The sequence below is a fragment of the Pseudomonas sp. EA_65y_Pfl2_P74 genome (assembly GCF_963970575.1).
In the GTDB taxonomy this organism is placed as follows: Bacteria; Pseudomonadota; Gammaproteobacteria; order Pseudomonadales; family Pseudomonadaceae; genus Aquipseudomonas; species Aquipseudomonas baetica_A.
On sequence record NZ_CAXAOQ010000010.1, the window covers coordinates 111,643 to 136,737 of the forward strand.

General features: G+C 61.1%; 22 protein-coding genes and 1 pseudogene. 9 read left to right on the forward strand and 14 right to left on the reverse strand.

Annotated features, from left to right (window positions below; genetic code table 11):
• Nucleotides 1-8 precede the first annotated feature (8 nt).
• From AACY18_RS10365 to greB, 3 genes are read left to right on the forward strand one after another with little or no spacing between them, the layout of a single operon-like run.
• Nucleotides 9-692, forward strand: a complete 684-nt coding sequence (locus AACY18_RS10365; protein WP_339464810.1) for an ABC transporter ATP-binding protein — start codon at nucleotides 9-11, stop codon at nucleotides 690-692.
• A complete protein-coding gene (locus AACY18_RS10370; protein WP_339464811.1) occupies nucleotides 692-3,196 on the forward strand; it encodes an ABC transporter permease in 2,505 nt (834 codons plus the stop codon). The genes AACY18_RS10365 and AACY18_RS10370 overlap by 1 nt, the downstream gene beginning before the upstream one ends.
• Before the next feature lie 34 nt (nucleotides 3,197-3,230).
• Nucleotides 3,231-3,728 carry a transcription elongation factor GreB gene (greB, locus tag AACY18_RS10375; protein ID WP_339431178.1) on the forward strand — a complete coding sequence of 166 codons (498 nt, stop codon included), beginning with the start codon at nucleotides 3,231-3,233 and terminating at the stop codon, nucleotides 3,726-3,728.
• A gap of 5 nt (nucleotides 3,729-3,733) precedes the next feature.
• On the opposite strand, the gene AACY18_RS10380 is transcribed toward greB, so the two are convergent.
• The 3 genes from AACY18_RS10380 to AACY18_RS10390 form a co-directional block, all read right to left on the reverse strand.
• Entirely contained in the window at nucleotides 3,734-4,042 is a 309-nt protein-coding gene (locus tag AACY18_RS10380; protein WP_339431177.1) for a class I SAM-dependent methyltransferase, read from the reverse strand.
• A gap of 248 nt (nucleotides 4,043-4,290) precedes the next feature.
• Nucleotides 4,291-4,725, reverse strand: a complete 435-nt coding sequence (locus tag AACY18_RS10385; protein ID WP_221729222.1) for a DoxX family protein — start codon at nucleotides 4,723-4,725, stop codon at nucleotides 4,291-4,293.
• A gap of 108 nt (nucleotides 4,726-4,833) precedes the next feature.
• Nucleotides 4,834-6,255 carry a transglycosylase SLT domain-containing protein gene (locus AACY18_RS10390; protein WP_339431176.1) on the reverse strand — a complete coding sequence of 474 codons (1,422 nt, stop codon included), beginning with the start codon at nucleotides 6,253-6,255 and terminating at the stop codon, nucleotides 4,834-4,836.
• 236 nt (nucleotides 6,256-6,491) lie between these two features.
• Between AACY18_RS10390 and AACY18_RS10395 the strand changes: the two genes are divergently transcribed.
• The 3 genes and pseudogenes from AACY18_RS10395 to AACY18_RS10405 form a co-directional block, all read left to right on the forward strand.
• Nucleotides 6,492-7,298 carry a TatD family hydrolase gene (locus tag AACY18_RS10395; RefSeq protein WP_339431175.1) on the forward strand — a complete coding sequence of 269 codons (807 nt, stop codon included), beginning with the start codon at nucleotides 6,492-6,494 and terminating at the stop codon, nucleotides 7,296-7,298.
• Between the two features lie 198 nt (nucleotides 7,299-7,496).
• Nucleotides 7,497-8,978 (forward strand): methyl-accepting chemotaxis protein, encoded by a 1,482-nt coding sequence (locus AACY18_RS10400; protein ID WP_339431174.1) that lies wholly within the window; start codon nucleotides 7,497-7,499, stop codon nucleotides 8,976-8,978.
• A 213-nt stretch (nucleotides 8,979-9,191) separates the two neighbouring features.
• Nucleotides 9,192-9,422, forward strand: a pseudogene (locus AACY18_RS10405) (terminase); the annotation flags it as partial.
• 19 nt (nucleotides 9,423-9,441) lie between these two features.
• Here the strand turns inward: AACY18_RS10405 and AACY18_RS10410 are convergent.
• The 3 genes from AACY18_RS10410 to AACY18_RS10420 form a co-directional block, all read right to left on the reverse strand.
• Entirely contained in the window at nucleotides 9,442-10,236 is a 795-nt protein-coding gene (locus tag AACY18_RS10410; RefSeq protein WP_339431173.1) for an acyl-CoA thioesterase, read from the reverse strand.
• 147 nt (nucleotides 10,237-10,383) lie between these two features.
• Entirely contained in the window at nucleotides 10,384-11,148 is a 765-nt protein-coding gene (locus AACY18_RS10415) for a CHAD domain-containing protein (protein ID WP_339431172.1), read from the reverse strand.
• Nucleotides 11,149-11,227: 79 nt separating this feature from the next.
• The gene (locus tag AACY18_RS10420) at nucleotides 11,228-11,518 is read right to left on the reverse strand and encodes a hypothetical protein (protein ID WP_339464812.1); all 291 of its coding nucleotides are present in this window, start codon (nucleotides 11,516-11,518) and stop codon (nucleotides 11,228-11,230) included.
• A gap of 216 nt (nucleotides 11,519-11,734) precedes the next feature.
• Here AACY18_RS10420 and AACY18_RS10425 point away from each other — a divergent pair, with 216 nt between their 5' ends.
• Nucleotides 11,735-12,772, forward strand: coding sequence for a patatin-like phospholipase family protein (locus AACY18_RS10425; protein ID WP_339431171.1), 1,038 nt, complete (start codon nucleotides 11,735-11,737; stop codon nucleotides 12,770-12,772).
• A gap of 83 nt (nucleotides 12,773-12,855) precedes the next feature.
• Here the strand turns inward: AACY18_RS10425 and AACY18_RS10430 are convergent, their stop codons facing one another.
• From AACY18_RS10430 to kdpF, 7 genes are all read right to left on the reverse strand, one after another.
• A complete protein-coding gene (locus AACY18_RS10430; protein WP_339464813.1) occupies nucleotides 12,856-13,446 on the reverse strand; it encodes an Ig-like domain-containing protein in 591 nt (196 codons plus the stop codon).
• Between the two features lie 162 nt (nucleotides 13,447-13,608).
• The gene (locus tag AACY18_RS10435) at nucleotides 13,609-14,325 is read right to left on the reverse strand and encodes a response regulator (RefSeq protein WP_339431169.1); all 717 of its coding nucleotides are present in this window, start codon (nucleotides 14,323-14,325) and stop codon (nucleotides 13,609-13,611) included.
• A 48-nt stretch (nucleotides 14,326-14,373) separates the two neighbouring features.
• On the reverse strand, nucleotides 14,374-17,025 hold the full coding sequence (locus AACY18_RS10440) for a sensor histidine kinase KdpD (protein ID WP_339464814.1): 2,652 nt from the start codon (nucleotides 17,023-17,025) through the stop codon (nucleotides 14,374-14,376).
• A gap of 71 nt (nucleotides 17,026-17,096) precedes the next feature.
• Nucleotides 17,097-17,642: a potassium-transporting ATPase subunit KdpC gene (kdpC, locus tag AACY18_RS10445; RefSeq protein ID WP_339431167.1), complete on the reverse strand. Its 546-nt coding sequence runs from the start codon at nucleotides 17,640-17,642 to the stop codon at nucleotides 17,097-17,099.
• Between the two features lie 130 nt (nucleotides 17,643-17,772).
• Nucleotides 17,773-19,830 carry a potassium-transporting ATPase subunit KdpB gene (gene kdpB / locus AACY18_RS10450; protein WP_339464815.1) on the reverse strand — a complete coding sequence of 686 codons (2,058 nt, stop codon included), beginning with the start codon at nucleotides 19,828-19,830 and terminating at the stop codon, nucleotides 17,773-17,775.
• Between the two features lie 10 nt (nucleotides 19,831-19,840).
• Nucleotides 19,841-21,550 carry a potassium-transporting ATPase subunit KdpA gene (gene kdpA, locus AACY18_RS10455; RefSeq protein ID WP_339464817.1) on the reverse strand — a complete coding sequence of 570 codons (1,710 nt, stop codon included), beginning with the start codon at nucleotides 21,548-21,550 and terminating at the stop codon, nucleotides 19,841-19,843.
• An 8-nt stretch (nucleotides 21,551-21,558) separates the two neighbouring features.
• Complete coding sequence (kdpF, locus tag AACY18_RS10460; protein WP_221729235.1) at nucleotides 21,559-21,648, reverse strand: K(+)-transporting ATPase subunit F; 90 nt, start codon at nucleotides 21,646-21,648, stop codon at nucleotides 21,559-21,561.
• Between the two features lie 370 nt (nucleotides 21,649-22,018).
• Here kdpF and eat point away from each other — a divergent pair, with 370 nt between their 5' ends.
• Complete coding sequence (eat, locus tag AACY18_RS10465) at nucleotides 22,019-23,383, forward strand: ethanolamine permease (RefSeq protein ID WP_339464818.1); 1,365 nt, start codon at nucleotides 22,019-22,021, stop codon at nucleotides 23,381-23,383.
• Nucleotides 23,384-23,512: 129 nt separating this feature from the next.
• Nucleotides 23,513-23,680, forward strand: coding sequence for a DUF2897 family protein (locus AACY18_RS10470; RefSeq protein WP_003226857.1), 168 nt, complete (start codon nucleotides 23,513-23,515; stop codon nucleotides 23,678-23,680).
• Between the two features lie 115 nt (nucleotides 23,681-23,795).
• On the opposite strand, the gene fabF is transcribed toward AACY18_RS10470, so the two are convergent.
• On the reverse strand, nucleotides 23,796-25,070 hold the full coding sequence (gene fabF / locus AACY18_RS10475; protein WP_339431163.1) for a beta-ketoacyl-ACP synthase II: 1,275 nt from the start codon (nucleotides 25,068-25,070) through the stop codon (nucleotides 23,796-23,798).
• Nucleotides 25,071-25,095 lie beyond the last annotated feature (25 nt).

Genomic DNA, 25,095 nt, shown 5'->3' on the forward strand with positions numbered 1-25,095 from the left:
GATTCTCCATGGGCGCAAGCATTCTCACCGCGAAGAACCTCAGCAAAGTGGTTCCCAGCGCGGAAGGTGAACTGACTATCCTGCACGAACTCAGCCTGGAACTGAACAAGGGCGACAGCCTGGCCATCGTCGGCGCGTCCGGTTCCGGCAAATCCACCCTCCTCGGCCTGCTTGCCGGTCTCGATTTACCGAGCCGCGGCGAAGTCACCCTCGCCGGCCAGAGTCTGGGTAATCTCGACGAAGACCAGCGCGCTCGGGTGCGTGCCGAACATGTGGGTTTCGTCTTTCAATCGTTTCAATTGCTCGACAGTCTCAACGCGCTGGAAAACGTCATGCTGCCGCTTGAGCTTGATGGCCGTATAGACGCCCGCGAGCGCGCCACTGAATTGCTGCAACGGGTCGGCCTCGGCCAGCGTCTGACTCACTCGCCGCGCCAGCTCTCGGGCGGCGAACAACAGCGCGTGGCGATTGCCCGAGCCTTTGCCGCCGAGCCTGACGTGCTGTTCGCTGACGAACCCACCGGCAACCTCGACAGCCACACCGGCGAGCGCATCAGCGATTTGCTGTTCGAATTGAACAAGGAGCGCGGCACCACACTGGTGCTGGTGACCCACGACGAACGCCTGGCCCATCGATGCCGGCGCCTGATCCGACTTGAAGCCGGGCTGTTGGTCGCCCCTCTGGAGCCTTGATGGCACGCCTGCCGCTGTTGCGTCTGTTGAGTCTCGCCATCCGTCAACTCATGCGCGATGCACGCGCCGGAGAACTGCGGGTGTTGTTCTTCGCCTTGGTGGTCGCCGTAGCGGCAAGTACCGCCATCGGCTATTTCGGTGCCCGCCTCAATGGCGCCATGATGCTGCGCGCTACCGAGTTTCTCGGCGCCGACCTGGTACTGGAAGGCAGCTCACCGGCCCGTCAGGAACAAATCAGAATTGGCACCGAATTACGCCTTGATCACGCGCAGGTCGTGGGATTTTCCAGTGTCATCGCGACCGACAACGGCATTCAGTTGTCGAGCATCAAAGCGGTAGACCGCGCCTATCCATTACGCGGTGAACTGAAAAGCGCCCCGGCCCCCTTCGCAACTGAAGAGCCCGGAGGCGAACCCCAGCCCGGCGAAGCCTGGGTCGAGTCACGCCTGCTGACCGCGCTGGACCTGAAGATCGGCGACAGCATCGACGTCGGCATGAAGCCCCTGAAGCTGACACGGGTACTGACTTACGAACCGGACAGAGCCGGTAACTTTTATAGCCTGACGCCACGCGTGCTGATCAACCTCGACGATCTCGCCGCGACCGGCGTGGTGCAGCCCGGTAGCCGAGTGAGCTATCGCGAACTGTGGCGCGGCGAACCGCAAGCACTGCAAACCTATCGACAACTGATCAAGCCAGGGCTGGCAGCGAATCAGCGGATTCAAGATGCCCGCGACGGCAATCGGCAGATTGGCGGCGCGCTGGGCAAGGCCGAGCGCTATCTGAACATGGCCAGCCTGGTCGCGGTGCTGCTGGCTGGCGTGGCGGTGGCGTTGTCGGCAAACCGTTTTGCCAGTCGCCGTTTCGATGCCAGTGCATTACTGCGCTGCCTCGGCTTGTCGCGACGGGAAACCATGTTGCTGTTCAGTATTCAACTGACGGCACTTGGGCTGTTCGCCGCCCTCAGTGGTGCGTTACTCGGTTGGCTGGCGCAACTGGGCTTGTTCGCGCTGTTGCATGATCTGCTGCCGAGTGATGTTCCGCCAGGTGGCCTGTTTCCGGCCCTTGCCGGGATCGCGACCGGGCTGGTGGCACTGGCCGGGTTCGCGCTGCCGCCACTGGCGGCGTTGGGACGAGTGCCGCCGTTGCGAGTCTTGCGCCGCGACATGCTCCCGATCCCGTCGAGCACCTGGATGGTCTATGGCGCGGCGCTCGGCGCGCTGGGCCTGATCATGTGGCGCCTGAGCCTTGATCTGTTGCTGACGTTTGCCTTGCTCGGCGGTGGCGTGGTCGCCGCATTGGTGTTGGGTGGCTTGCTTCTGTTGTTGCTCAAAAGCCTGCGGCGCATGCTCGCCCGTGCTTCTTTGCCGTGGCGTCTGGGCCTGGGTCAATTGCTGCGTCATCCGCTCGCAGCAGCCGGCCAATCGCTGGCATTCGGGCTGATCCTGCTGTCCATGGCCTTGATCGCCCTGCTGCGCGGCGAACTGCTCGACACCTGGCAAAATCAACTGCCGAAAAATGCCCCCAACTATTTTGCCCTGAACATTTTGCCAGCCGACAAACAGGCCTTTACCGATCACCTGATCAACGTGTCAGCGCAAGCGGCGCCGCTGTATCCGGTGGTGCCGGGGCGCCTGATCAGCATCAATGGCGAAGCGGTGCAGCAGATCGTCAGCAAGGACTCTGCTGGCGACCGCGCCATTCAACGCGACTTGAGCCTGACCTGGGCCGCCGACTTGCCGCCCGGCAATAAGCTCACCGCCGGGTCGTGGTGGACTGAACAGCCCACTGACGATGTTCCCGGGGTGTCGGTGGAAGGCAAGGTCGCCGAGAGCCTCAAGCTCAAACTCGGCGATCACATGGTGTTCAGCGTTGGCGGGGTCAATCGAGAAGCGAAGGTCACCAGCCTGCGCGAGATCAACTGGGACAATTTCCAGCCGAACTTCTTCATGATCTTCCAGCCCGGCACATTGAAGGATCTGCCGGCGACCTACCTGACCAGCTTCTATCTGGCGCCTGGACACGACCAGCAGATCGTCGATCTGTCGCGGGCCTTCCCGGCTGTGACCATTCTTCAGGTCGAAGCCCTGCTCGAACAACTGCGCAGCATTCTCGCCCAGGTCACGCTGGCTGTGGAGTACGTGTTGTTGTTTGTGTTGGCGGCGGGAATGGCAGTGCTGTTTTCCGGGTTGCAGGCAACGCTGGATGAGCGTATTCGCCAAGGTGCATTGCTAAGAGCACTGGGCGCGGAGCGGCAGTTGCTGATCAAGGCACGTCGCATTGAGTTCGGTTTGCTCGGCGCGGTCAGCGGACTGCTCGCGGCCATTGGTTCGGAAGCGGTGAGCCTGGTGCTGTATCGATACGCCTTCGATCTGCCGTGGCATCCGCACCCGTGGCTGCTGGTGCTACCGCTGATTGGCGCGGCGCTGATCGGGGGCGCGGGCGTCTTCGGTACACGTCGGGCACTCAACGCAAGTCCGCTGACAGTGTTGCGCGAGGGTTGATAGACTCCAGCCGTCTAACTCACAAGAAATTGCCATGAGCCGTTATCGCCCTCCCCGTACCGCCGGCACCGCGCTGATTACCCCCGAAGGTGAAGCGCGGATGCGCGCTGAATTCCATGAACTGTGGCATGTGCGCCGTCCACAGGTCACGCAGTCGGTCAGCGAGGCGGCGGCTCAGGGTGATCGCTCGGAGAACGCTGAATACACCTACGGCAAAAAGATGCTGCGCGAGATCGACAGCCGTGTGCGCTTCCTCACCAAACGGCTGGAAGCGTTGAAGGTTGTCAGCGAAAAGCCCAGCGACCCGAACAAGGTCTACTTCGGCGCCTGGGTGACCATCGAAGACGAAGACGGCAAGCCATCGCGCTACCGCATCGTCGGCCCGGATGAACTGGATTTGAAACTGGGCCTGATCAGCATCGACTCGCCGCTGGCCCGCGCCCTGATCGGCAAGGCGCTCGACGCAGAAGTGCGGGTACAGACACCGACTGGCGAACAGTTCGTGTACATCGTGGCCATCGACTACCCCTGAAAACCCTAGCGACGGGTAATCAAGCCTTGCCGTGCGACGCGAACCAGTTGCGTGATCATGTGCGGCACGTCTTCCTGGCTCGGCGCCTGAATCACGGCCAGATCAAAACTGTCAGTGGCAAACCGTGCCAGCGACTCGCCGTCCTCGACAAACTGGATCAGGAACGCGGCGGGGCCGCCGCTGCGACGTGGCCAGCCATCGAGATAACGCAACAGCGTCGGCTGATGTTTGCCGCCAAGCAGGATTTTTGGATTGCGTTGGGTGATATGTGCCGTGATCGGCGCGGGACGTGCTGGAGGGCGTAGTGCATTCATCGTGTCGTGTCTCTGCCTCAAAAGTCTGCGTGGCAGGTGAGAGGCAACACCGAACCAGCGCTTTAGCGGTATTTCGAAGCCCTGTTCCGGCTTCTGACGGCAACTGTTGTAGTCACCTGGCGCCCCGCAAGTAGCTGTTTAAATCGGCGCATGAGCAGCATCCTAGAGAACGTGACCGATCAGTGTCAAGAATCAGCCGCAACAAAAAAGGCTCGCACAATGCGAGCCTTAGGCGTGAGTCAGAGCGCTCAACCGGCGATGGCGCGATCCACCGAGAGCTTGCCAGCACCTTCGATCAGAACGGCAAGGCTGCCACCGAGCAACGCCAGAGCGAACTCGTAACCGTTGTTGGCCATGAACAGACCGTTGCTGATGTGCACGGTGAAGATCGCAACCAGCGACAGGAACGTCAGGCCCAGCGCCGCCGGACGAACCAGCAGGCCGATGATCAAGGCCAGACCGGCGAAGAACTCGGTACCGCCGGCCAGCGTGGCCATCACATACCCAGGCGTCAGACCCAGGCTTTCCATGTACTGCGCAGTGCCAGCCAGACCGTAACCGCCGAACAGACCGAAGAGTTTCTGCGAGCCGTGGGCAGCGAAGATCACGCCGACAGCGATGCGCAGAAGGGTCAAGCCGTAGCCTGCGCGGGTGAACAGAACCTTATTGATCAGAGAGCTCATGGGGCATTCCTTGTTTTGCGAGAAGTGTGTGTGGATTGGCCGCTATATTAATCAGTAAATTCTATGTTAAAAGCGCAAATATTTCGCCATAACAATCGATTTATTAGATTATTTGCGTGAGACAACTTTCGGCCCACCGGGCTCCAATGATTCCCGCTCCCGGTCGAAGGCCAAGTAATACTTGTTCACGCTATTAACATAGCTGACCGGCCCCATTCCCACCTGCTCCATGGCAATGCGCTCGACCTGGAAGAACCACTGATCAGGATTTAGCCCCCGCCGCCGGGCCTCGGCACGCATACCCTGGACCCGCTCCGGCCCGATGTTGTAAGCCGCCAGCGTGAACGCCATGCGCTCGCGCTCATTGAGCTTGGGGCTGGCGAAGAACTTGCGGCGGATCATCGCCAGGTATTTGGCCCCAGCCTGCACATTCGCATCGAGATTCTGAATATTGTTCACACCGACCCGCCGCGCTGCGGACGGGGTGATCTGCATCAGCCCGGTCGGGCCACTGCCGCTGCGGGCACTGGGCTGCAAGCGCGACTCTTTGAATGCCAACGCTGCCAGGTTCAGCCAGTCCATGTTCTGCGCCGTGGCATGCTTTTGCAGCACGGGGCGCAGTTTCTCCAGACGCTGACGGTCGGCCTTGGCCAATGGATAGTGGACTTTATACAGACGGCGATAGATGCGCAGAAACGCTACATCTTCGTTCGACGGCTTCTTGTAACCGCTGAGGAAGCGATCAATGCTCGCCCGCAGCATCGATGCATCCCGGCGCACGAACCAGTATTCCTCGCCGGGATCGCCGATCCTCAGTTGCCGCTCAACACGCAGCTTGGGCAGGATCTTGCCCCAGCGCTCGGCAATCGGTTGTTCGACGATGGTCAGGTGAAAGATGCCGCCCTGGACCATTTCCAGTACATCCTCGACCGCCAGTGTCGGATCGACCCATTCAATCTTGATCGGCGCCAGCTTATGCAGCGCCAGCTTCTGATTGAGTTGGCTGACCGCTTCCCCGGCCGCACTGCCGGTGGGCAAGGCGAGGGTTTTGCCGGCGAGTTGCTCAAGCCTGGTGTAGCGCCGCTCGCCCTTGATGCCGACCAGCACCAGCGGCACGTCGCTGGCTATCGGCTCACTGCTGGCGACCGCACGGCCGGCTTGCAAATCAAGCAATTCACCGGGCGCCACCAGATCACCCTCACCGCGCTGCAAGGCACCGAGCAGTTGATCCTTGGCTTTGGGAATGATCTTGAGGGTGATTTCCTGGCCGTCACGCGCATGGCCGTTGAGGTATTGCTCGAAGGCGCGCAGGCGATGGTATTCGACGCCGATGGCCTGCCCCTGGACTTCGCCGGAGCTGTTCCGACTCTGGTTGACCAGCACCCGCAGCACGCGACTGCCGCGGATCTCGGACAAGTCACGCACCTTGGCGGCCGGCACGGCTTGCAGCGGCCCGGGCAGGCGCGCTACCGCCGCCATCGGCAGCAGTAACGATCCACACAACAGCAGCAAAACCGAGGGACGAATCATCCACTCTCCGGAAAGAATACGGGGCGATTTCACCGCTGAGAGGTCAAAATCGCCGACGAAAACAGAGCGCCAGGAGCGCTGGCAAAGTGCGAGAGAGTGGCACAGTAGTGGCCACCATACCAACACAAGCCGTCTAGCGGCCTCAACAGACAGTCATAAGCCGTTGTAGTTCTTGGCTTTTATGATGAATCTACAGCTCTGGTATGCTTTCCGGCCTTCGGCCCGAGGTAGCAACCATGCAACTCATCGATATCGGCGTCAACCTGACCAACCCAAGTTTCGCCGACAAACACCAGGCCGTACTCGACCGCGCCTACACCGCCGGGGTCAGCCAACTGGTGCTGACCGGCACCAGTGTCGAGGGGAGCGAACAGGCACTGGAACTGTGCCAGCAACTGGATGACAGTGGGCAACGGCTGTTTGCAACGGCCGGGATTCACCCGCACTCAGCCAGTGACTGGAATGCCGACAGCGCCCGGCGCCTGCGCAGCCTGCTCAAAGAAGCCAACGTGGTCGCCGTGGGCGAATGCGGACTGGATTTCAACCGCGATTTCTCACCGCGCACCCAACAGGAAAAAGTCCTCGAAGAACATCTGGCAATGGCCGTTGAGCTGCAATTGCCGGTGTTCCTGCATGAGCGCGACGCCAGTGTGCGCCTGCTGGAGATACTCAAGGACTTCCGCGATCAACTTCCTGCGGCCGTGGTGCATTGCTTTACCGGCGAGCAGAAGGCGTTGTACAGCTACCTCGATCTGGATCTGCATATTGGCATCACGGGCTGGATTTGCGACGAGCGCCGGGGCACGCACTTGCATCCATTAGTCAAAGAGATCAAGCGCGGCCGGCTGATGCTGGAAAGCGATGCGCCTTACTTGTTACCGCGCACCCTGCGCCCGAAACCGAAGAATGGCCGCAATGAACCGGCGTACCTGACCGAAGTGCTGCGCGAAGTGGCGTTGCACCGGGGTGAAACCGAGGAAGACCTCGCCGCGCACTCGACCGCTTGTGCCCGGGCATTCTTCAACCTCCCCTCCCTCCCCTGACACACACAACAACCATTGTGGGAGCGGGCTTGCTCGCGAGAGCGCTGAGTCAGATAAATAAATAGCGACTGACACAACGCTTTTGCGAGCACAGCCGGACAGCATCGGCTGTTGACACACATCAAGATTTCCAGAGCTGCATAGCGGCACAATGCTGGCACCTTGCCAATGCTGTTTCCGCTATCAGAGAAAACCTCCATGGGTGCCTGGCTTAGCAATATCTCGCTGAAATACAAATTCTGGGCGGTCAACGCGGTCGCCTTCGTCACCACCCTGTTGCTGGTGTTGTACGCCGTACAGCTCGAACAACAGGCCCGCAGTCTCGCGTTACAAGCGTCGGCGCAAGCCCAGGCGCACTTGCTCAAGGCCTGGCCGGCCGGGCAGGTGCTGCCCCAGGCCGATCAAGTGCTGACCTTCAAACGCGGGGAGGCGCCACGCCTCCACGATCAACCGCTGCTGGAGATCACCGACAACAACGGCTGGAACGAGATCAACCACCTGCCACTGTTCGGCGACAACCCGCTGATGGGCGCCGAAGTGTTCAGCCGTGCCGACGGCCAGCAAGTAGCAGTCATCGCCTACGGCCCAAGCCTGACGCAAGTGTTCGGCGAGCGCTTCGCCAACTATGCCGTGGCGGTGTTCATCCTGATGCTGGCGATGCTCGGCGCTTCGCAGTTGTTGATCCGCTTCCTGCTCAGCCAGCTCAACACGTTGAAAGACGTGATGTTGCACGTTGAAAAAAGCGGCGATCTTTCAGCCCGTGTACCGCTGGCCGGAAAGGATGAGGTCGGGCAGATGGCCAACGCGTTCAACGCGATGCAGGCCGGTTATCAGCGCGTCGTCACCACCGTTGCCAACACTGCGCAGCAACTGGATGTCGGCGCTGCGCGTCTGGCGTCGAGCATGAACGAAGTGCGCCACGGCATGCTCGGCCAGCAAAGCGAAACCGATCAGGCGGCCACCGCGATCAACGAGATGACTGCCACGGTTTATCACATCGCCCAGCACGCGGGTGCCACTCGCGATCTGTCGCAGACCGCCGACGGCCTGGCTGGTAGCGGTCAGCAAGTGGTTGCACGGGTGCAGCATTCGATTGCCGGCCTGTCCAGCGGTGTACAACAGACCGCCGAGATGATCCAGCGCCTGGCCGAGGACAGTCAAAAGATCAACGGCGTGGTCAGCGTGATTCACAGCATCGCCGAGCAAACCAATTTGCTGGCGCTCAACGCCGCCATTGAGGCTGCACGGGCCGGCGAAATGGGCCGTGGTTTTGCCGTGGTGGCCGATGAAGTTCGCAACCTCGCCAAACGGGTGCAGACCTCGACCGACGAGATCACCACCATGGTTTGCGCTTTGCAGGCCGGCACGCGCGATGCGGTGGATTTCATGCAGGAGAGTTCGTACAAGGCCGACGACTGTGTGCAGCAAGCGCAGGAGGCTGGCGAAGCACTGGCGCATATCACCGGCGCAGTGGCGCAGATGCGTGAAAGCAATACGCAGATCGCCGTGGCGGCGGAGCAACAGAGCCAAGTGGCCGAGGACATGAATCGCGCGGTGGTGAGTATCCGTGATGTGACCGAAAACACCGTGCAGCAGACCGTGGATTCAGCGACGACCAGTAATGAGTTGGCGAAACTGGCTGGAGAGCTGAGCAAGGCGATTGGGCAGTTGAAACTCTGAGGGCCTCTTCGCGAGCAAGCTCGCTTCCACATTGGACTTGTGAACGACACAGCTCCCTGCGGGAGCGGGTTTGCTCGCGAAGGCGTCAGATCGGCCAACATCGCATCCCGGCGTCGTCCCTATCGCGTCCATAGCCAAGCTTGATTCGCCGACCTTCCCACTCCGGCCTATGCTTCAACCCATGTGTTCAACATGGATCGAGGAGTAGTCAACATGGGCAAACGTCATCCCAACCTTCCCGCGTGGCAATGGCGCGTGTACCCGACCAATCAGCAGCAATCGACCCACCAGGCGCTGCAACTGATTGCCGTACCTTTGTTTATCGTTGCGTTTCTTTTGATCGTGTCCGGGGTGTTCAGCTTGAGCCTGGCCAACGTGGCCATTGGCGTGGTTGGCGTCGTTGCGGCACTGGGTTTGCAGCGCCGTAACCACAACCTGGAGGCGTAAGCCCGCGTTGCGGGCTTCAGGCAAAAATCGTGACGGTCTGGCGGCTCATCGCGATCAGTTCCCCTCCAGCACTCCAGAGCTTGGCGGCGGCATGCCCGTAACCGTCGGCGGCGTACTCGGTTTCCACCCGATATTTGCACCAGTCCAGCGTGCTTACATCGCGCAACGGCTGCACGAATTCGACGGTCCAGGTCAGCGTACTGCCCGCCGCCACTTTCTTCAGGTGCGGTAACAATGACGGCGGCCATGCGTCCACCAGCGCCAGAATGTGCGATTCAGTGACAGGTTCGTCCTTCACATCGCCACGCAAACGCACCCAACCGCCCATGTCTCGCGATGTATTGCCCGTGAATGGCAGGCCACCGACACTCCAGCGCATCGCCAGGTGGCGCATGAACTCAGGGGTCACACCTTTGATGTACGGCAGTTCCTGGCAGTCGTCCAAAGGCTTCATCTCGGGGGCAGGAAGGGCTGGCACGGCCACTTCCGACGCTCGCGAGGCGCCGAAGCTGCCTTGCACCAGCGTCACCACCTGACCGTTCTGCATGGCCCGGCCCAACACCTGGCTGACGGCTTTGCCTTCACGCAGCACATCGACTTGAAAAGTCACCGGGACTTCGGGCTCGACCGGACCGACAAACGTGATCGCCAGCGAACGCACCGGGCGATCGGCAGGCACCTTCGCGCGCATGGCTTCGTATTGCAGCGCAGCCACCAGGCCACCGAAACTGGCGCGGCCCTGTGCCCATTCGGCAGGGATGGTCAGTTCCGGTTCGCGGCGGACCGCTTCGAGCAAATCGCAAAAGCGCATGGCAACCTCAGAAAACGAAAAGTGAATGCAGGGATCTTAACCAGCCAGGCAGAGCGCCGCAGCGTCTATTCCGGTCAAATAGACTGACATCTCGGACAGGATGAAGCCCGCCCACACAGTGACAGTGGATGCAGGCAGGTTTGAGGATTATTTGAAGCAGGTTGAACTGAGTTTTTCGAGTACGCGATCGGCCTTGCTCTCGGCTTTGATCATGGTCGCCCGCCACGTCGCGACGCAGGGCTGCAGATCCGCTTCCTGTTCGGCTTTTGCCAGCCACTGCCAGCAATCGTGCCAATCGCCCAAGGCGCCTTGCGCCGACTTCAAGCGCGCCAGCGCCGCTTGCGGCAAACGGTCCAGTTCAGGGTAGGCCTCGATGCCATAACGCACACGCTTGATCAGCAAGCGCAGGCGATGACGGTCGTGGGCCGGATCGTGCAGCGCCTCATCGAGTTTTTTCCATTGCTTGCCGAGGCGTTTTTCGATGCGTTTTTCCAGCCCCTTGAGCAACCCCTGCCGCTGGGACGCACGCAGAAAACGCGGGAACGCGTCGAGAATCATCAACAGCGAAGCCACCTCGCTGCTCGCCGCCAGCGTCGGATAGGCCTCGGCCATCTTTGCCATGCGCCGTTGCGCGGCTTCGGGTTGATCGTGCTGGAGCAAGTACGCCGCCAGCACCTCACGGTCACGCCACGGCGTGGTCAATTGACCGACGGCCGAAGCGGCGCCCTCAAGTTGCTCCACACCCGGCAAGCCACGCAAGGGCCGCAACAGACTGCGCAAGCGGCGCACCGTCGTGCGCAAATCGTGCAACGCCTCGGGGTCGGTCCGGGCAGTCAACCGCGCCTGACAGGCCAGCAGTCGCACTTCCAGGCTCAGAACATGGGCCACCAACCGGTCAACCAACGCTGACATCACTTGCTCCTGATTCAAATGGCTCGGGGGAAGCGTCTGCCGACATGGCAAAACCGCCTCCCTGCGCTATGTCAGCAGCTTAGCGTCCGGCACGGGATTCGCGAATATAGAAACGCGCCTTCTCGGCTTTCTTGCTGCAACCCTCGAAACCCTCGAATTGTTGCTGGGTCTTGGCGGCTGTCAGGAGCGACAAGGCTTTGGAATAACTGACGGTACCGGCAAAGCCTTCAGCCTTGGCCAGGTCCAGCTCATGCCAAGCGGTGTCGAGTTGGCTGCCGCAACTGTCGCGGTAAGCGGTTTTACCGGCGCAACCGGCCAATGCCAATGCCAATGCCAATGCAATCAACGGCACACAGATCCAGGCTTTCATCACTCACACCTCAAGGTTAGGTCAACAGTCGTGCAGTTAAGACGGTCAGGCCGCGAAAAAGTGCCTGACCTGCATATGAAACCGCGCGGGTAAAGAGAATAGCGCCAGAGGAACACGCCGCCGCAAAAAACGACGCTCCCGGCGCCCTGAACGACCCTGGCGATTGAGCCGCCCGCTCGATAAGTGCATTGTGGCCCCTTGTCGGGAGGAAGTTTGATGAAAAAGCGTGTCGCACTCGTGCTGGGCTCCGGTGGTGCCCGGGGCTATGCCCATATCGGCGTCATTGAAGAAATCGAAAAGCGCGGCTACGAAATCGCCTGCATTGCTGGATGTTCGATGGGGGCCGTGGTCGGCGGTATCTACGCCGCCGGCAAACTCGACGAATATCGCAACTGGATCGAAAGGCTGGATTACCTCGACGTGCTGCGGCTCGTGGATGTGAGTTTTCGCCTGGGAGCGATTCGTGGCGAGAAAGTCTTCGGCCAGATCCGCAAGATCGTCGGCGAAATCAACATCGAAGACCTGCGCATCCCCTACACCGCCGTCGCCGCCGACCTCACCAATCAACAGGAAATCTGGTTCCAGGAAGGCTGCCTGCACCAGGCCATGCGCGCCTCAGCGGCGATTCCCAGCCTGTTCACTCCAGTGATGCAGGGCAACCGCATGCTGGTGGATGGCGGGATTCTCAATCCGCTGCCGATCGTGCCGGTGGTGTCCAGCCACTGTGATCTGATCATCGCGGTCAATCTCAACTCGACCAACCAGGGGCATTACAAACTGCCGGTGATCCAGCGTCCGCCGGCGTTTCGCTCGCGCTTCGACAGTTTGATCAGTTCGCTGGGTTCGAAGATGCCGTTCCGTCGCACCCAGGCCGAACAATTACTGCGCCTGGAACAGGAAGCCCTGAGGGCCGAAGCGGCGGACATCAATCCGTGGCTCGAAGGTGCCGAACCCGAAGCCCAACAACCCGCTGCCGCGCCCGAACGCGAAGGCGCACCGAAATCCGCAACTGGCTCGTTCATCATCGATAACGTCGGACCGGCATCATTGCTGGACTTGATCAACCAGAGCTTCGAGGTGATGCAGACCTCGCTGGCGCAGTACAAGATCGCCGGGTACCCACCGGATATCCTGATCAACGTACCGAAGCGGGTTTGCCGGTTTTTCGAGTTCTACAAAGCGCCGGAGTTGATCGCACTGGGCAGAGAAATTGCTCGGGATACGCTGGATCGATATGACAGCGAGCAGGGATGAGCGCACCGACGCAGCTGCAATGCATGGTTCAGGGGCCTGGTTACCAGCTCCCTGAACAGCGTTCACTCACCGAAAGCAAACCGTTACAGGTTTCTGCCCAGGGAATCAAAAACATGACCCGTGTCATTTGTCTGCTCGACACCGGTTTTCATGTTTTTCGTGTACACATTGTTCCCCGTTTCAATGGGATATGGAGGCGCAGGCTCTGGCTTATCAGCAGATCCCGTCGTCGACCAGAACTGTCCATCGTTCAACGGCCACGCATAGCCAAAGCGCTGATAAAGAATCCTCAACTCATAAATATCTGCCAACCTGACTCTTTCGCGGTTCGCATCGCTTTGTAAGTTGCTCAATCGCCCTGCGCCAAAAGAGAAATAGCGATAACCGTTAGGAATGCTCAATACGTAGCTTTTCTCCTGCCCTGTCGCATCTGAAGCCGTCACTCTGACCTGACCCGAACTGAGTGCGGTGACAAGCCCCTGATCATCAACATGTGCAATGCGTGGATCGCTAACCTTGTAGGTGTACGGTTCTTTGCCGCCGGTAGGCTTGCGCTGAAAAATCGTATCCGGAGATGCTTGAGGCATCAAACCAGAATGAGCCTGCAAAGAATGAGCTGATCCTGTTATGGAAGCATCAGATTCATCCATTTCAAATTTTTTTAGGCCGTCCATAGGTGCTCCGCTTTACGCTGATTGAGTTCATCACCGATTCGCACACTGTTTGAGTGTGGCGAGTTCGACAAGAAGAACCTACAACCGGCAATGGACAATTGGCACCTGATAGAAATGACAGTCCCGATGAATGGCATAGGGGAGAATACGCTCAGCTTTTACTCAGCAACCTTCACTAGCAATTGAGCCCTCCGGCTCCAGCAACCGATAACCCACCCCCGCCTCCGTCACAATAAACCGCGGCCGCGTCGGATCATCTGCCAGTTTCTGGCGTAAATGCCCAACGACAATCCGCAGATAATGACTGTCCTCGGTATGCGTCGGCCCCCAGATGTCCTTGAGCAATTGCTGCTGGGTGATCACCCGCCCCGGATGCCGCGCCAGTTGCGCCAGCACTGCGTATTCCTTGCGGGTCAGCGCCACTTCGACGCCGTCGAGCAATACGCGCCGGTAGGCCAGATCCACCGTCAGCGGGCCGAAACTCAGCGCGGCCTGCTGCACCTCTCCCGCTGGCGCCTGACGCAACAATGCACGCACCCGGGCGAGAAACTCCTGAATGCCGAACGGCTTGGTCACGTAGTCATTGGCGCCACCATCCAGCGCCTGGACTTTCTGCCCTTCACTGGCGCGCACCGACAGCACCAGCACCGGCGTCGTCGCCCACTCACGAAACTCGCACAGCACTTGCTGGCCGTCCATGTCCGGCAGGCCGAGGTCGAGCACCAGCAGATCGGGTTTGTTCAGCGCCGCCTGCGCCAACCCCTCGGCGCCGGTGCCGGCCTCCAGCACTTTGTAGCCTTGGGAAGCCAGGCTGATGCGCAGAAATTTGCGGATCTGCGGTTCGTCGTCGATAACCAAAATGGTCGCGGTCTGGCTCATGAATTCACATCAACACAAAGGATTGGCAAGAGAGTAGCGCAGTCGGATTCAGGCTTCACTGTCCATCCCCGGTTGCGTCTGCAACGGCAGGTGCAAGGTGATGCAGGTGCCGCGTCCGTCGATACCGTCGGCAACGCTGATGCGCCCGCCATGAGCGCCGACCATGCCCTGACAAATCGCCAACCCCAGACCGGTGCCCTGCCCGCCCCGATCACCGCGGGCGGCGGTGTAGAACATGTCGAAAATCTTCGCCCGCTCGTCTTCGGGAATACCCGGCCCTTCATCGCTGACCGAGAAGAAAATCTCGTCGTCATTCGCTCCCGCACTCAGTTGCAAGCGACCGTGGCTTGGCGAGAACCGTGCGGCGTTTTCCAGCACATTGACCAGTGCCTGCTCGATCAGCGCGGCATGCACAAACAGCAGCGGCAACTCGGACGGCACATCGGTGCTGACCTGCAACGGCGCCAGCACGGCGCGCAGACGATTGAGCGAACTGCCGACGATGTCGGCCGGCGACACCCAGTCCCGCGCCAGCTTCAACGCACCGTGGCCGAGGCGGGTCATGTCCAGCAGGTTCTGGATGTAGCGGTCGAGGCGTTCGGCTTCATCGCGGGTGCCTTCGAGCAGTTCGCGGCGATCCTCCAGCGGGATCGCTTCGCCCAGTGCCAGCAGGCTGTCGATGCTGCCGCGCATGGACGTCAGCGGCGTGCGCAGGTCGTGGGACACCGAGGCCAGCAAGGCACTGCGCAATTGTTCGGTTTCGCCGTGCAAGCGCGCCGCTTCAAGATCGTCGGCCAATTGTGCCCGGGCCAACGCTTGCGCCAGCGGTTGACTCAACGCCGTCAGCAAGCGCCGCCGCTGCCCGCTCAACGTTTGGCCTTCTTTGGCACAGACACCGAGCAACGCCAAGGGGCCGTCCTCGACGGAAAGCGGCCACCACCACCAACGCCCGAGCGGCAGGGTGCCGGTGCCCATGCCGGCCGGTTGATCGTGCTGCCAGGCCCAATCGGCGGCAGCGCGTTCGGACTCGGTCAATTCGAGCGGGGCGCCGGTTTCGACTGTCCAGCCGCCCTGCCCGTCGCGATTGAGCAGGCACAGTTGCAAATCGCTCCAGCCATTGAGGTGCTGCGCGGCGGCGTTAACCACCGCTTGGCGATCGGTGGCGGCGGTCAGTTTGCGCGACAGGTCGAGCAGCTCGCTGGTCTCTTCCTGCGTGTCGCGCAACGCCTGCAACTGTCGACGCTGACGCGCCGCGAGGTTGCCGGTGAGCGCCGCCATCAACAAGAAGAACAGCAACGTCAGGACGTCTTCTTCACGCTGAATACTGAAAGAGAAATTCGGCGGTATGAATAGAAAGTCATAGGTCAGAAACGACAGCGCCGCACAGGCCAGCGCCGGGCCAAGGCTGCTGCGCACCGCCACCAACAACACCGCCGCGAGGAACACCAGCGAGATGTTCGGCAGCGCCAACACACTCGACACCGCCCACGCCAAGGCACTGGCCAACACCGTCGCCAACAGCGCCAGCGCATAGTCGAACCAGACCCATGTCGGCGCTGATCGCAAGCGTGGTTGATGCTGTTGCTGATCGCTGTCGAGGACGTTGATTTCCAGGCCAGGGGCCTGACGCAACAACCGTGCGGCCAGCCCTCCCCCGAATAAACGACGACGCAGACGCGGGCGGGACTGGCCAACCAGCAACAGACTCGCACGCCGTTCGGCGGCATGCTGGATCAGGGTTTTCGCCACCTCACCGGCACGCAGCAACACCACTTCACCGCCCAGACGTTCGGCCAATTGCTGAGCACTTTGCAGGCGCAAGCGCGATTGCTCGTCGCGCACACCGCCGTTGTCGATGTGCACCAGACTCCACGGCAGATGCCGACGTTGCGCAACCCGACTGGCATGACGCACCAAGCGTTCGGCTTGCGTATCGCCATCGACGCCCACCAGCAAACGACCGCGAACCGCCGGGGCGGCCTGGCCGAGTTGGCGATAGCCTTGGGCAAGATCGTTATCGACTTGCGCCGCCGCGGTTTGCATGGCCAATTCGCGCAACGCGGTGAGGTTGGTCTGGGTGAAAAAGGCATCGATGGCGGCCCGCGCCTGCTCCGGCACGTAGACCTTGCCTTCGCGCAGACGCTCGAGCAACTCACGCGGCGGCAAGTCGATCAGCAGCAGTTCGTAGGCCTCTTGCAGTACCCAGTCCGGCAGGGTTTCACGCACCTGCACGCCGGTGATGCCGCGCACTTGATCGTTGAGGCTTTCCAGGTGCTGGACGTTGACCGTGGTGAACACGTCGATGCCGGCGGCGAGCAGTTCCTGGATGTCTTGCCAGCGTTTGGTATGACGGCTGCCGGGGGCGTTGCTGTGGGCCAGTTCATCGACCAGCACCAGTTTCGGTTTGGCCGCAAGCAGGCCATCGAGGTCCATTTCTTCGAGCATCACGCCACGGTATTCCGAGCGCACCAACGGTTGCTGCGGCAGGCCGCCGAGCAGCGCTTCGGTTTCAGCGCGACCGTGGGTCTCGACGACACCGGCAATGACTTTCACGCCTTGGCGCAGTTGGGTGTGGGCGGCCTGGAGCATGGCGTAGGTCTTGCCAACGCCGGGGGCGGCGCCGAGGAAAACCTTGAGCCGGCCACGGCCGTCGCGGGGCAGGTCTGCTAACAGCGCGTCGGCGCGGCCGGAGTCGCTCATGCTTGATCTCTTCAGTCAGATGTTTATGTGTTGCCAGTTGTGGCCTGCTCGCGAATGGCCGCGCCGCCGGTTCAGAGTTTTTCCAGCGCCATGTTCAGTTCCAGCACGTTCACCACCGGCGGCCCCACCAGCGGCTGTTCGATGTGCGCATCGAGCAGTTGCTGCACGGTCACTACCGGCAGGTTGCGGGCTGCCGCGACACGCGCCAGTTGATAGGCAATTGCCGCCGGTGGCAAGTGCGGATCGAGGCCGCTGCCGGAGGTGGTCAGCAGCGCCAGCGGCACCGGGCCTTGCCCTGGAACTTGCAGTTTGTTGGCGTCGTCGATCACCCGCGTGGCCAGCGCCGGATTGCTCGGCGCGAGGTTGCTGGCGCTGCTGGACACGGTCGCAAACGCGCCCGCCGAAGGACGTGGATGGAACCAGGCATCACCGACGAAATCCTGGGCGATCAGTGACGAGCCGCGCACCTTGCCATCGGCATCGTGCACCAGACTGCCGTTGGCCTGATCGGGGAAGGCAACGTGCGCGACACCGGTCACCACCAGTGGATAGGCAACGCCAGTGACCAGGGTCATCAGCACCAGCAGGCTCAGGGCCGGACGTATCATTGTGGACATTTCAAATTCCTCGAATTCAAACAGCAGATACCGCGTTAAGTCAGGTGGAACACGTTGACCTCATCGCCAGCGGGCGGGCTCCCACAGGGAATGCATCGCATAGGCGGGAGCCTGCCTGCTGGCCAAGGGGTCAAACCAGATGCAGCGCCGTCAACAGCATGTCGATGGCTTTGATCGCCACGAACGGCACCACAATCCCGCCCAATCCATAGATCAACAGATTGCGCCGCAGCAACGCCGCCGCACTCGCCGCCTGCACGCGAACGCCACGCAAGGCCAGCGGAATCAGCACCACAATGATCAAGGCGTTAAACACAATGGCCGACAGAATCGCGCTCTGCGGACTGGTCAGGTGCATGATGTTCAGCACGCCCAGTTGCGGGTAGATCGAGGCGAACAGCGCCGGCAGGATCGCGAAGTACTTGGCCACGTCATTGGCGATGGAAAAGGTCGTCAGCGCACCGCGTGTCACCAGCAATTCCTTGCCGATCTGCACCACGTCCAAGAGCTTGGTCGGGTCGCTGTCGAGATCGACCATGTTGGCTGCTTCGCGTGCGGCTTGCGTGCCGTCGTTCATCGCCATGCCGACGTCAGCCTGGGCCAGCGCCGGGGCGTCGTTGGCGCCGTCGCCGCACATCGCGACCAGACGACCGTCGTTCTGCTCAAGGCGGATACGTGCGAGTTTCTTCTCCGGGGTGGCTTCGGCGAGCACGTCATCAACGCCCGCTTCAGCGGCGATGGCCGCAGCGGTCAACGGGTTGTCACCGGTGACCATCACCGTGCGAATCCCCAGTTTGCGCAACTCGGCAAAGCGCTCGCGAATGCCTGGCTTGACCACGTCCTTGAGATGAATCGCGCCAAGCAATTTGCCGTCGACACAGACCAGCAACGGCGTGCCGCCGCTCTGGGCGATCCTGTCGATTTCCCGCGACAGGGCCGGGGCCAGATCGGCGCGTGGTTGCCCGAGGAAACTCAGCAGCGAATCGACCGCACCTTTGCGATACACGCGGCCCTGATAATCGACACCGGACAAGCGGGTTTCGGCGCTGAACGGCACGGCGGTCAGGGTTTCCGGCGCCGGCTCAGGCTGCGGATGCAGACCACGCAGGTACTCAACGATGGACTTGCCTTCGGCGGTTTCGTCCGCCAGCGAGGCAAACAAAGCGCCCTCAGCCAGATCGCGAGCACTGACGCCTGGCGCTGCATACACCGCGCTGCAACGACGGTTACCGAAGGTGATGGTGCCGGTCTTGTCGAGCAGCAGCACATGCACATCGCCTGCCGCTTCGACTGCACGGCCAGACTTGGCGATCACGTTCAACCGCACCAGACGATCCATCCCGGCGATACCGATGGCCGAGAGCAAACCGCCGATGGTGGTCGGAATCAATGTGACCAGCAGCGCCACCAGGAACACCAGTGGCAGGCTGCCGTGGGCGAAGTGAGCGAACGGCTGCAGGGTCACCACCACCAACAGGAAGATCAGGGTGAGGCCGATCAGCAGGATGTCCAACGCCACTTCGTTCGGCGTCTTCTGGCGCTTGGCGCCTTCGACCAGTGCGATCATGCGGTCGAGGGTCGATTCACCGGGGTTGGCGGTGATCTCCACCAGCAGCCAGTCGGACACCAGGCGAGTGTTGCCGGTGACGGCTGAGCGGTCGCCGCCGGACTCGCGAATCACCGGGGCCGATTCACCGGTAATTGCCGCTTCGTTGACCGCGGCGATCCCTTCGATGACTTCGCCGTCGCCGGGGATCATCTCCCCCGCATCGACGCGCACCACATCGCCTTTGCGCAGGCTGGTGGCCGGGACGACCTGAAAGCTGCCATCGGCCTGTTTGCGCCGGGCGCTGAGGCCTTCGCTGCCGGCCTTGAGGCTGTCGGCGCGGGCCTTGCCGCGACCTTCAGCCAAGGCTTCGGCGAAGTTGGCGAACAGCACGGTGAACCACAGCCACAGGGCGATCTGCGCGGCAACGAAGGTCGGCACCTGACTGTCTGGAATGAAGCACAGCACGGTGGTGAAAATGGCGGTCAGTTCGACCACCAGCATCACCGGCGAACGCGCCAACTGCCGAGGGTCGAGCTTGACGAAAGCTTGCACCAGCGCCGGGCGCCACAGGGCCGAGATCGCGGTTTTCGCTTGTTCCGGTGCTTTGACGGCAACGGGTTTGATTGCGGGCATATTCATCATTGACTCCTCAGCTCCCTATACCAAAGGCAGCCATGTTCAAATGTTCGGCGATTGGGCCCAATGCGAGGGTCGGCAAGAAGGTCAGGCCGCCCACCAGCAAAATGGTCACGGTCAACAGGGTCACGAACAGCGGGCCATGAGTCGGGAAGCTGTTCTGGCTAATCGGTGCGGTCTTCTTCATCGCCAGGCTGCCAGCCAGTGCCAGCACCGGGAGGATGTAACCGAAGCGGCCGAGCAACATGCCAAAGCCCAGCATCAGGTTGTGATACGGGGTGTTGGCACCGAAGCCTGCGAACGCCGAACCGTTGTTCGCGCTGGCCGAGGTGTAGGCGTAGAGCAACTGGCTGAAACCGTGTGGCCCCGGGTTCGTCACTGCGGCCACCGGACCTGGCAGGCTCGCGGCAATCGCACCGAGCACGAGCACGCCAATCGGCATCACCAGCAACGTGACCACCAACAACTGCACTTCGCGCGCCTGGAGTTTCTTGCCCAGGTATTCCGGCGTGCGCCCGATCATCAGGCCGGCGAGGAACACCGCGATCAGCACGTTGAGCAACATGCCGTAGAGACCCGCACCGACACCGCCGAAGATCACTTCGCCGACCATCATGTTGACCAGCGCAACCATGCCGCTGAGCGGACTGAGGCTGTCATGCATACCGTTGACCGAACCGTTGGACGCGGCGGTGGTGGTTACCGACCACAGCACCGTGGCGGTGGTGCCAAAGCGCGCTTCCTTGCCTTCCAGTGGTGCGGTCTGTTCGACGGCGACGTTGTTCAGCGCAGGATTGGGTTGGTACTCGGCCCACAGCGAAGTCGCGCCGCCGATCAGAAACAGAGCGAGCATGCAGGCGATGATCGCGCGGCTCTGACGCAGGTCTTTGACGTAGTGGCCGAAGGTAAAGACCAGCGCTGCCGGAATCAAAATGATCGAAGACACCTCGAACAAGTTGCTCCAGGCGCTCGGGTTCTCGAACGGGTGCGCCGAGTTGACGCCGAAGAAACCGCCACCGTTGGTGCCCAGTTGCTTGATCGCAATCTGGCTGGCGGCCGGGCCGAGCGGGATCACTTGATCAACGCCCTGCATCGTCACCGCATTCACATAATGCGCGAAGGTCTGCGGCACGCCCTGCCAGACCAGAAACAGTGCCAGCAGCAGGCACAGCGGCAGCAGGCCGTAGAGGGTGGCGCGGGTCATGTCGACCCAGAAGTTGCCGAGGGTTTTCGCCGACTTGCGACCGATACCACGGCACAGCGCCACCAGCACGGCCAGGCCGGTCGCGGCGCTGACGAAGTTCTGCACGGTCAGGCCAACCATCTGACTCAGGTAGCTCAGAGACGCTTCGCCGCTGTAGGACTGCCAGTTGGTATTGGTCATGAAACTGACCGCGGTGTTGAACGCTTGCGTCCATTCCATGCCCGGCAGGTTCTGCGGGTTCAGCGGCAGATGATCCTGGAACAACAGGAGCGAGAACAGCACAAGGAAACCGGCCAGGTTGAACGCCAGCAGCGCCAGCGCGTACTTCTGCCAGCTCTGTTCATCCTGCGGATCGACCCCGGCCACGCGAAAACAGCCGCGCTCGACCGGGCCAAGAATCGGCGTCAACCAGGTGCGCTGGCCTTCCATCACTTTGTAGTAGAAGCGCCCGAGAAACGGCGCCGGCAGCAAGACCACCGCGAAAAACGCGAGGATCAGCCAATAGTCATAACTGTGCATAGCCGCTCCTAGTTTCGATCCGCGCGCAACAGCGCAACCAACAGATAAGTGAACAGCCCCACTGCCAAAAACAGTGACACCCCGTCCAGAACGCTCATGGAAGATCTCCGTGTTACGGCGTATTGCCGTGTGTGCAGGCATTGTCGGAAAGGAGGCTGTAAAGGAACGAGAGCGAGGGGGTTGGCTGGGCATAAAGAAAGCGTAAAGAGTGGGTTTATGCGGGCGTTACAGGAGGTTTTTGCACCAGCAGGGCCGGCCCCTTCGCGCCCCCCTGTGGGAGCGGGCTTGCTCGCGAAGACGGCAGCACAGCCACCATCGCACCCAACTGGCGCACAAAAATGCGCCCATCGAGCAGCGAACATCCCCGATACGACAGCTTTCAGCCCATTACGACCTGTTCTCAAAGACTGGCACGCCCACTGCACACACCCTCCCCCGAGCTTTACAAACCGTTCAGGGAGCATGCGTATGAACACACAACTCAAACCCACGCTGGGCACCTTGCACCTGTGGGGCATCGCCGTCGGGCTGGTGATTTCCGGCGAGTATTTCGGCTGGAGTTATGGCTGGGGCGTCGCCGGGACACTGGGCTTTCTGGTGACCTCGTTCATGGTCGCCACCATGTACACCTGCTTCATCTTCAGCTTCACCGAACTGACCACTGCGATTCCCCACGCGGGCGGACCGTTTGCCTATAGCCGCCGTGCCTTCGGCGAAAAAGGTGGATTGATCGCTGGGCTGGCGACGCTGATCGAATTCGTCTTCGCGCCGCCGGCAATTGCGCTGGCCATTGGCGCTTATTTGAATGTGCAGTTTCCCGGACTTGATCCGAAACACGCGGCGGTCGGTGCGTACATTGTGTTTATGGGCCTGAACATTCTCGGCGTGAAACTGGCGGCAACGTTCGAGCTGATTGTTTGTGTACTGGCAGTGGCCGAATTGCTGGTGTTCATGGGCGTGGTCGCGCCAGCGTTCAGCTTCAGTAATTTCGCGCTCAATGGCTGGGCCGGCTCGGATGTTTTTGGTGCGCCCGCGATTGCCGGCATGTTCGCTGCCATCCCGTTCGCGATCTGGTTCTTCCTCGCCATTGAAGGTGCCGCCATGGCGGCCGAAGAAGCCAAGGATCCGAAACGCACGATTCCAAAGGCCTACATCAGCGGCATTCTGACCCTGGTGTTATTGGCCATGGGCGTGATGTTCTTCGCGGGTGGCGTGGGTGACTGGCGCACTTTGGCGAATATCAACGATCCGCTGCCGCAAGCGATGAAAGCCGTGGTCGGCGACAATTCAGGCTGGCTGCACATGCTGGTGTGGATTGGCCTGTTCGGGTTGGTGGCGAGTTTCCACGGGATCATTCTTGGCTATTCGCGCCAGTTCTTCGCCCTCGCCCGCGCCGGTTATCTGCCTGCTTCACTAGCCAAACTGTCGCGTTTCCAGACCCCGCACCGCGCCATCATTGTCGGCGGCATCATTGGCATCGCCGCGATCTACAGCGATGGCCTGATCAACCTCGGCGGCATGACCCTCACGGCGGCGATGATCACCATGGCCGTGTTCGGCGCCATCGTGATGTACATCATGAGCATGCTTAGCCTGTTCAAGTTGCGTAAATCCGAGCCGAATCTGGAGCGCACCTTTCGCGCGCCATGCTATCCGCTGGTGCCAATGATCGCACTGGTGCTCGCGGTGGTGTGCCTGGTGGCCATGGCGTGGTTCAACGCGCTGATCGGACTGATTTTCCTCGGCTTTATGGCGGTGGGTTTCGGCTACTTCCTGCTCACCGGACAGTTGCGGGCCAACGCACCGGCCGATGCGATGTTGACCGGGCATTAAGGGACTTCGGGTACACCGGGCATAACAGGCCTAGAATGGAACCACTGCGAAGTCGCTTCGCTCCAATGTGGTATGCAGCATCGCACGGCGAAATCCTCGCCCGTCGATCTGCCCTTAAGGAGAGCCGTTATGCCTTGGTATGCCTGGTTGATTCTGGTGGTTGCAATCGGCTCGATCGTTGGCGGATTGATGATGTTGCGCGACACCGCCAACAAGGTCGAACTGACCGATGAAGAGCGTAAACGTGTTGCGCAGCGCAATGCCGAAGCGGACATCAAGGACGCGCAGGACCGATGAACGAAAAACCCCGCCTGAATCGGCGGGGTTGGTTTTTCAGCTCTGCACTGAACCTGTCTGCCGGTTTGATGGACGCAGAGGTCCAGCCACCTTTTTCATTGGTTTCCCGACGACATTAGCCCTGCCAGCGTTTGAACAGCACGCTCGCATTCACCCCACCAAAGCCAAACCCGTTGGACAATGCATACTCGATCGGCATCGAGCGCGCCTGACCATGGACGATGTCGACCCCTTCGCTGGCAGGATCGGGATTGTCGAAGTTGAGGGTTGGCGGTACCACTTGATCACGAATGGCCAACAGCGTGAAGATCGCTTCAAGCCCGCCCGCAGCGCCCAGCAAATGGCCCGTGGCGGATTTGGTCGAGGTCACGGCGATTTTATTCTGCACACCGAACAGCGCTTTGATTGCTGCCAACTCGCCTAGATCGCCGACCGGCGTGGAGGTAGCGTGAGCGTTCAGATGCTGGATCTGATCGGGCGTGACGCCAGCCTGAGCCATTGCCAACGCCATCGCCCTCCGCGCACCACTGCCATCTTCAGGCCCGGCCGTCAGATGATAAGCATCGGCAGTCGTGCCGTAACCGACCAGTTCGGCCAAGGGTTTCGCACCGCGAGCCAAGGCGTGTTCCAGAGACTCGATCACCAGCAGTCCGGCCCCCTCACCCATGACAAAACCATCACGACCGCTATCAAATGGACGTGAGGCGCGTTCAGGTGTGTCGTTATAGCCACTGGACAACGCCCGCGCCGCTGCGAAACCCGCAAGGCTGACCCGATCAATCGCCGCCTCTGCCCCACCGCAAACGGCAATATCGGCCTCACCGGCTCGGATCAATCGAGCGGCGTCACCAATCGCTTGAACTCCGGCGGCGCACGCTGTCACCGGAGCGCCCAATGGACCTTTCAAACCATGCTGGATCGATACATGACCCGCAGCCAGATTGACCAGAAAGGAAGGAATGGTGAACGGCGACAGCCGGCGCGGGCCACGACTGTCGGTTGTGCGTACCGCGTCGGCAATGGCACCGAATCCGCCGACACCGGAACCGATAATGGTCGCGGTGCGCTCCTGATCCTTTTCCTCCGCCGGATGCCAACCGGCCTGCTCCAATGCCTGCCGTGCAGCCTCCATGGCGAACATGATGAAGCGGTCCATCTTCTTCTGTTCCTTGGGGGGCGTGGCGCGATCCGGATCGAACCCGGCCTCGGCGTCATCCTCCAGAGACGGCACAGCCCCACCGATTTTTGCCGGCAAATCAGCGACAACCGCTTCTGGCAAGCTGCGCAATCCCGAACGCCCGGCCAGCAGGCGCTGCCAGACAACTTCGACTCCGCTGCCCAAAGGTGAAACCAGGCCCATGCCCGTGACGACTACTCGACGCTGATTCATACCGCGTGTACCTCTGACCGATTCA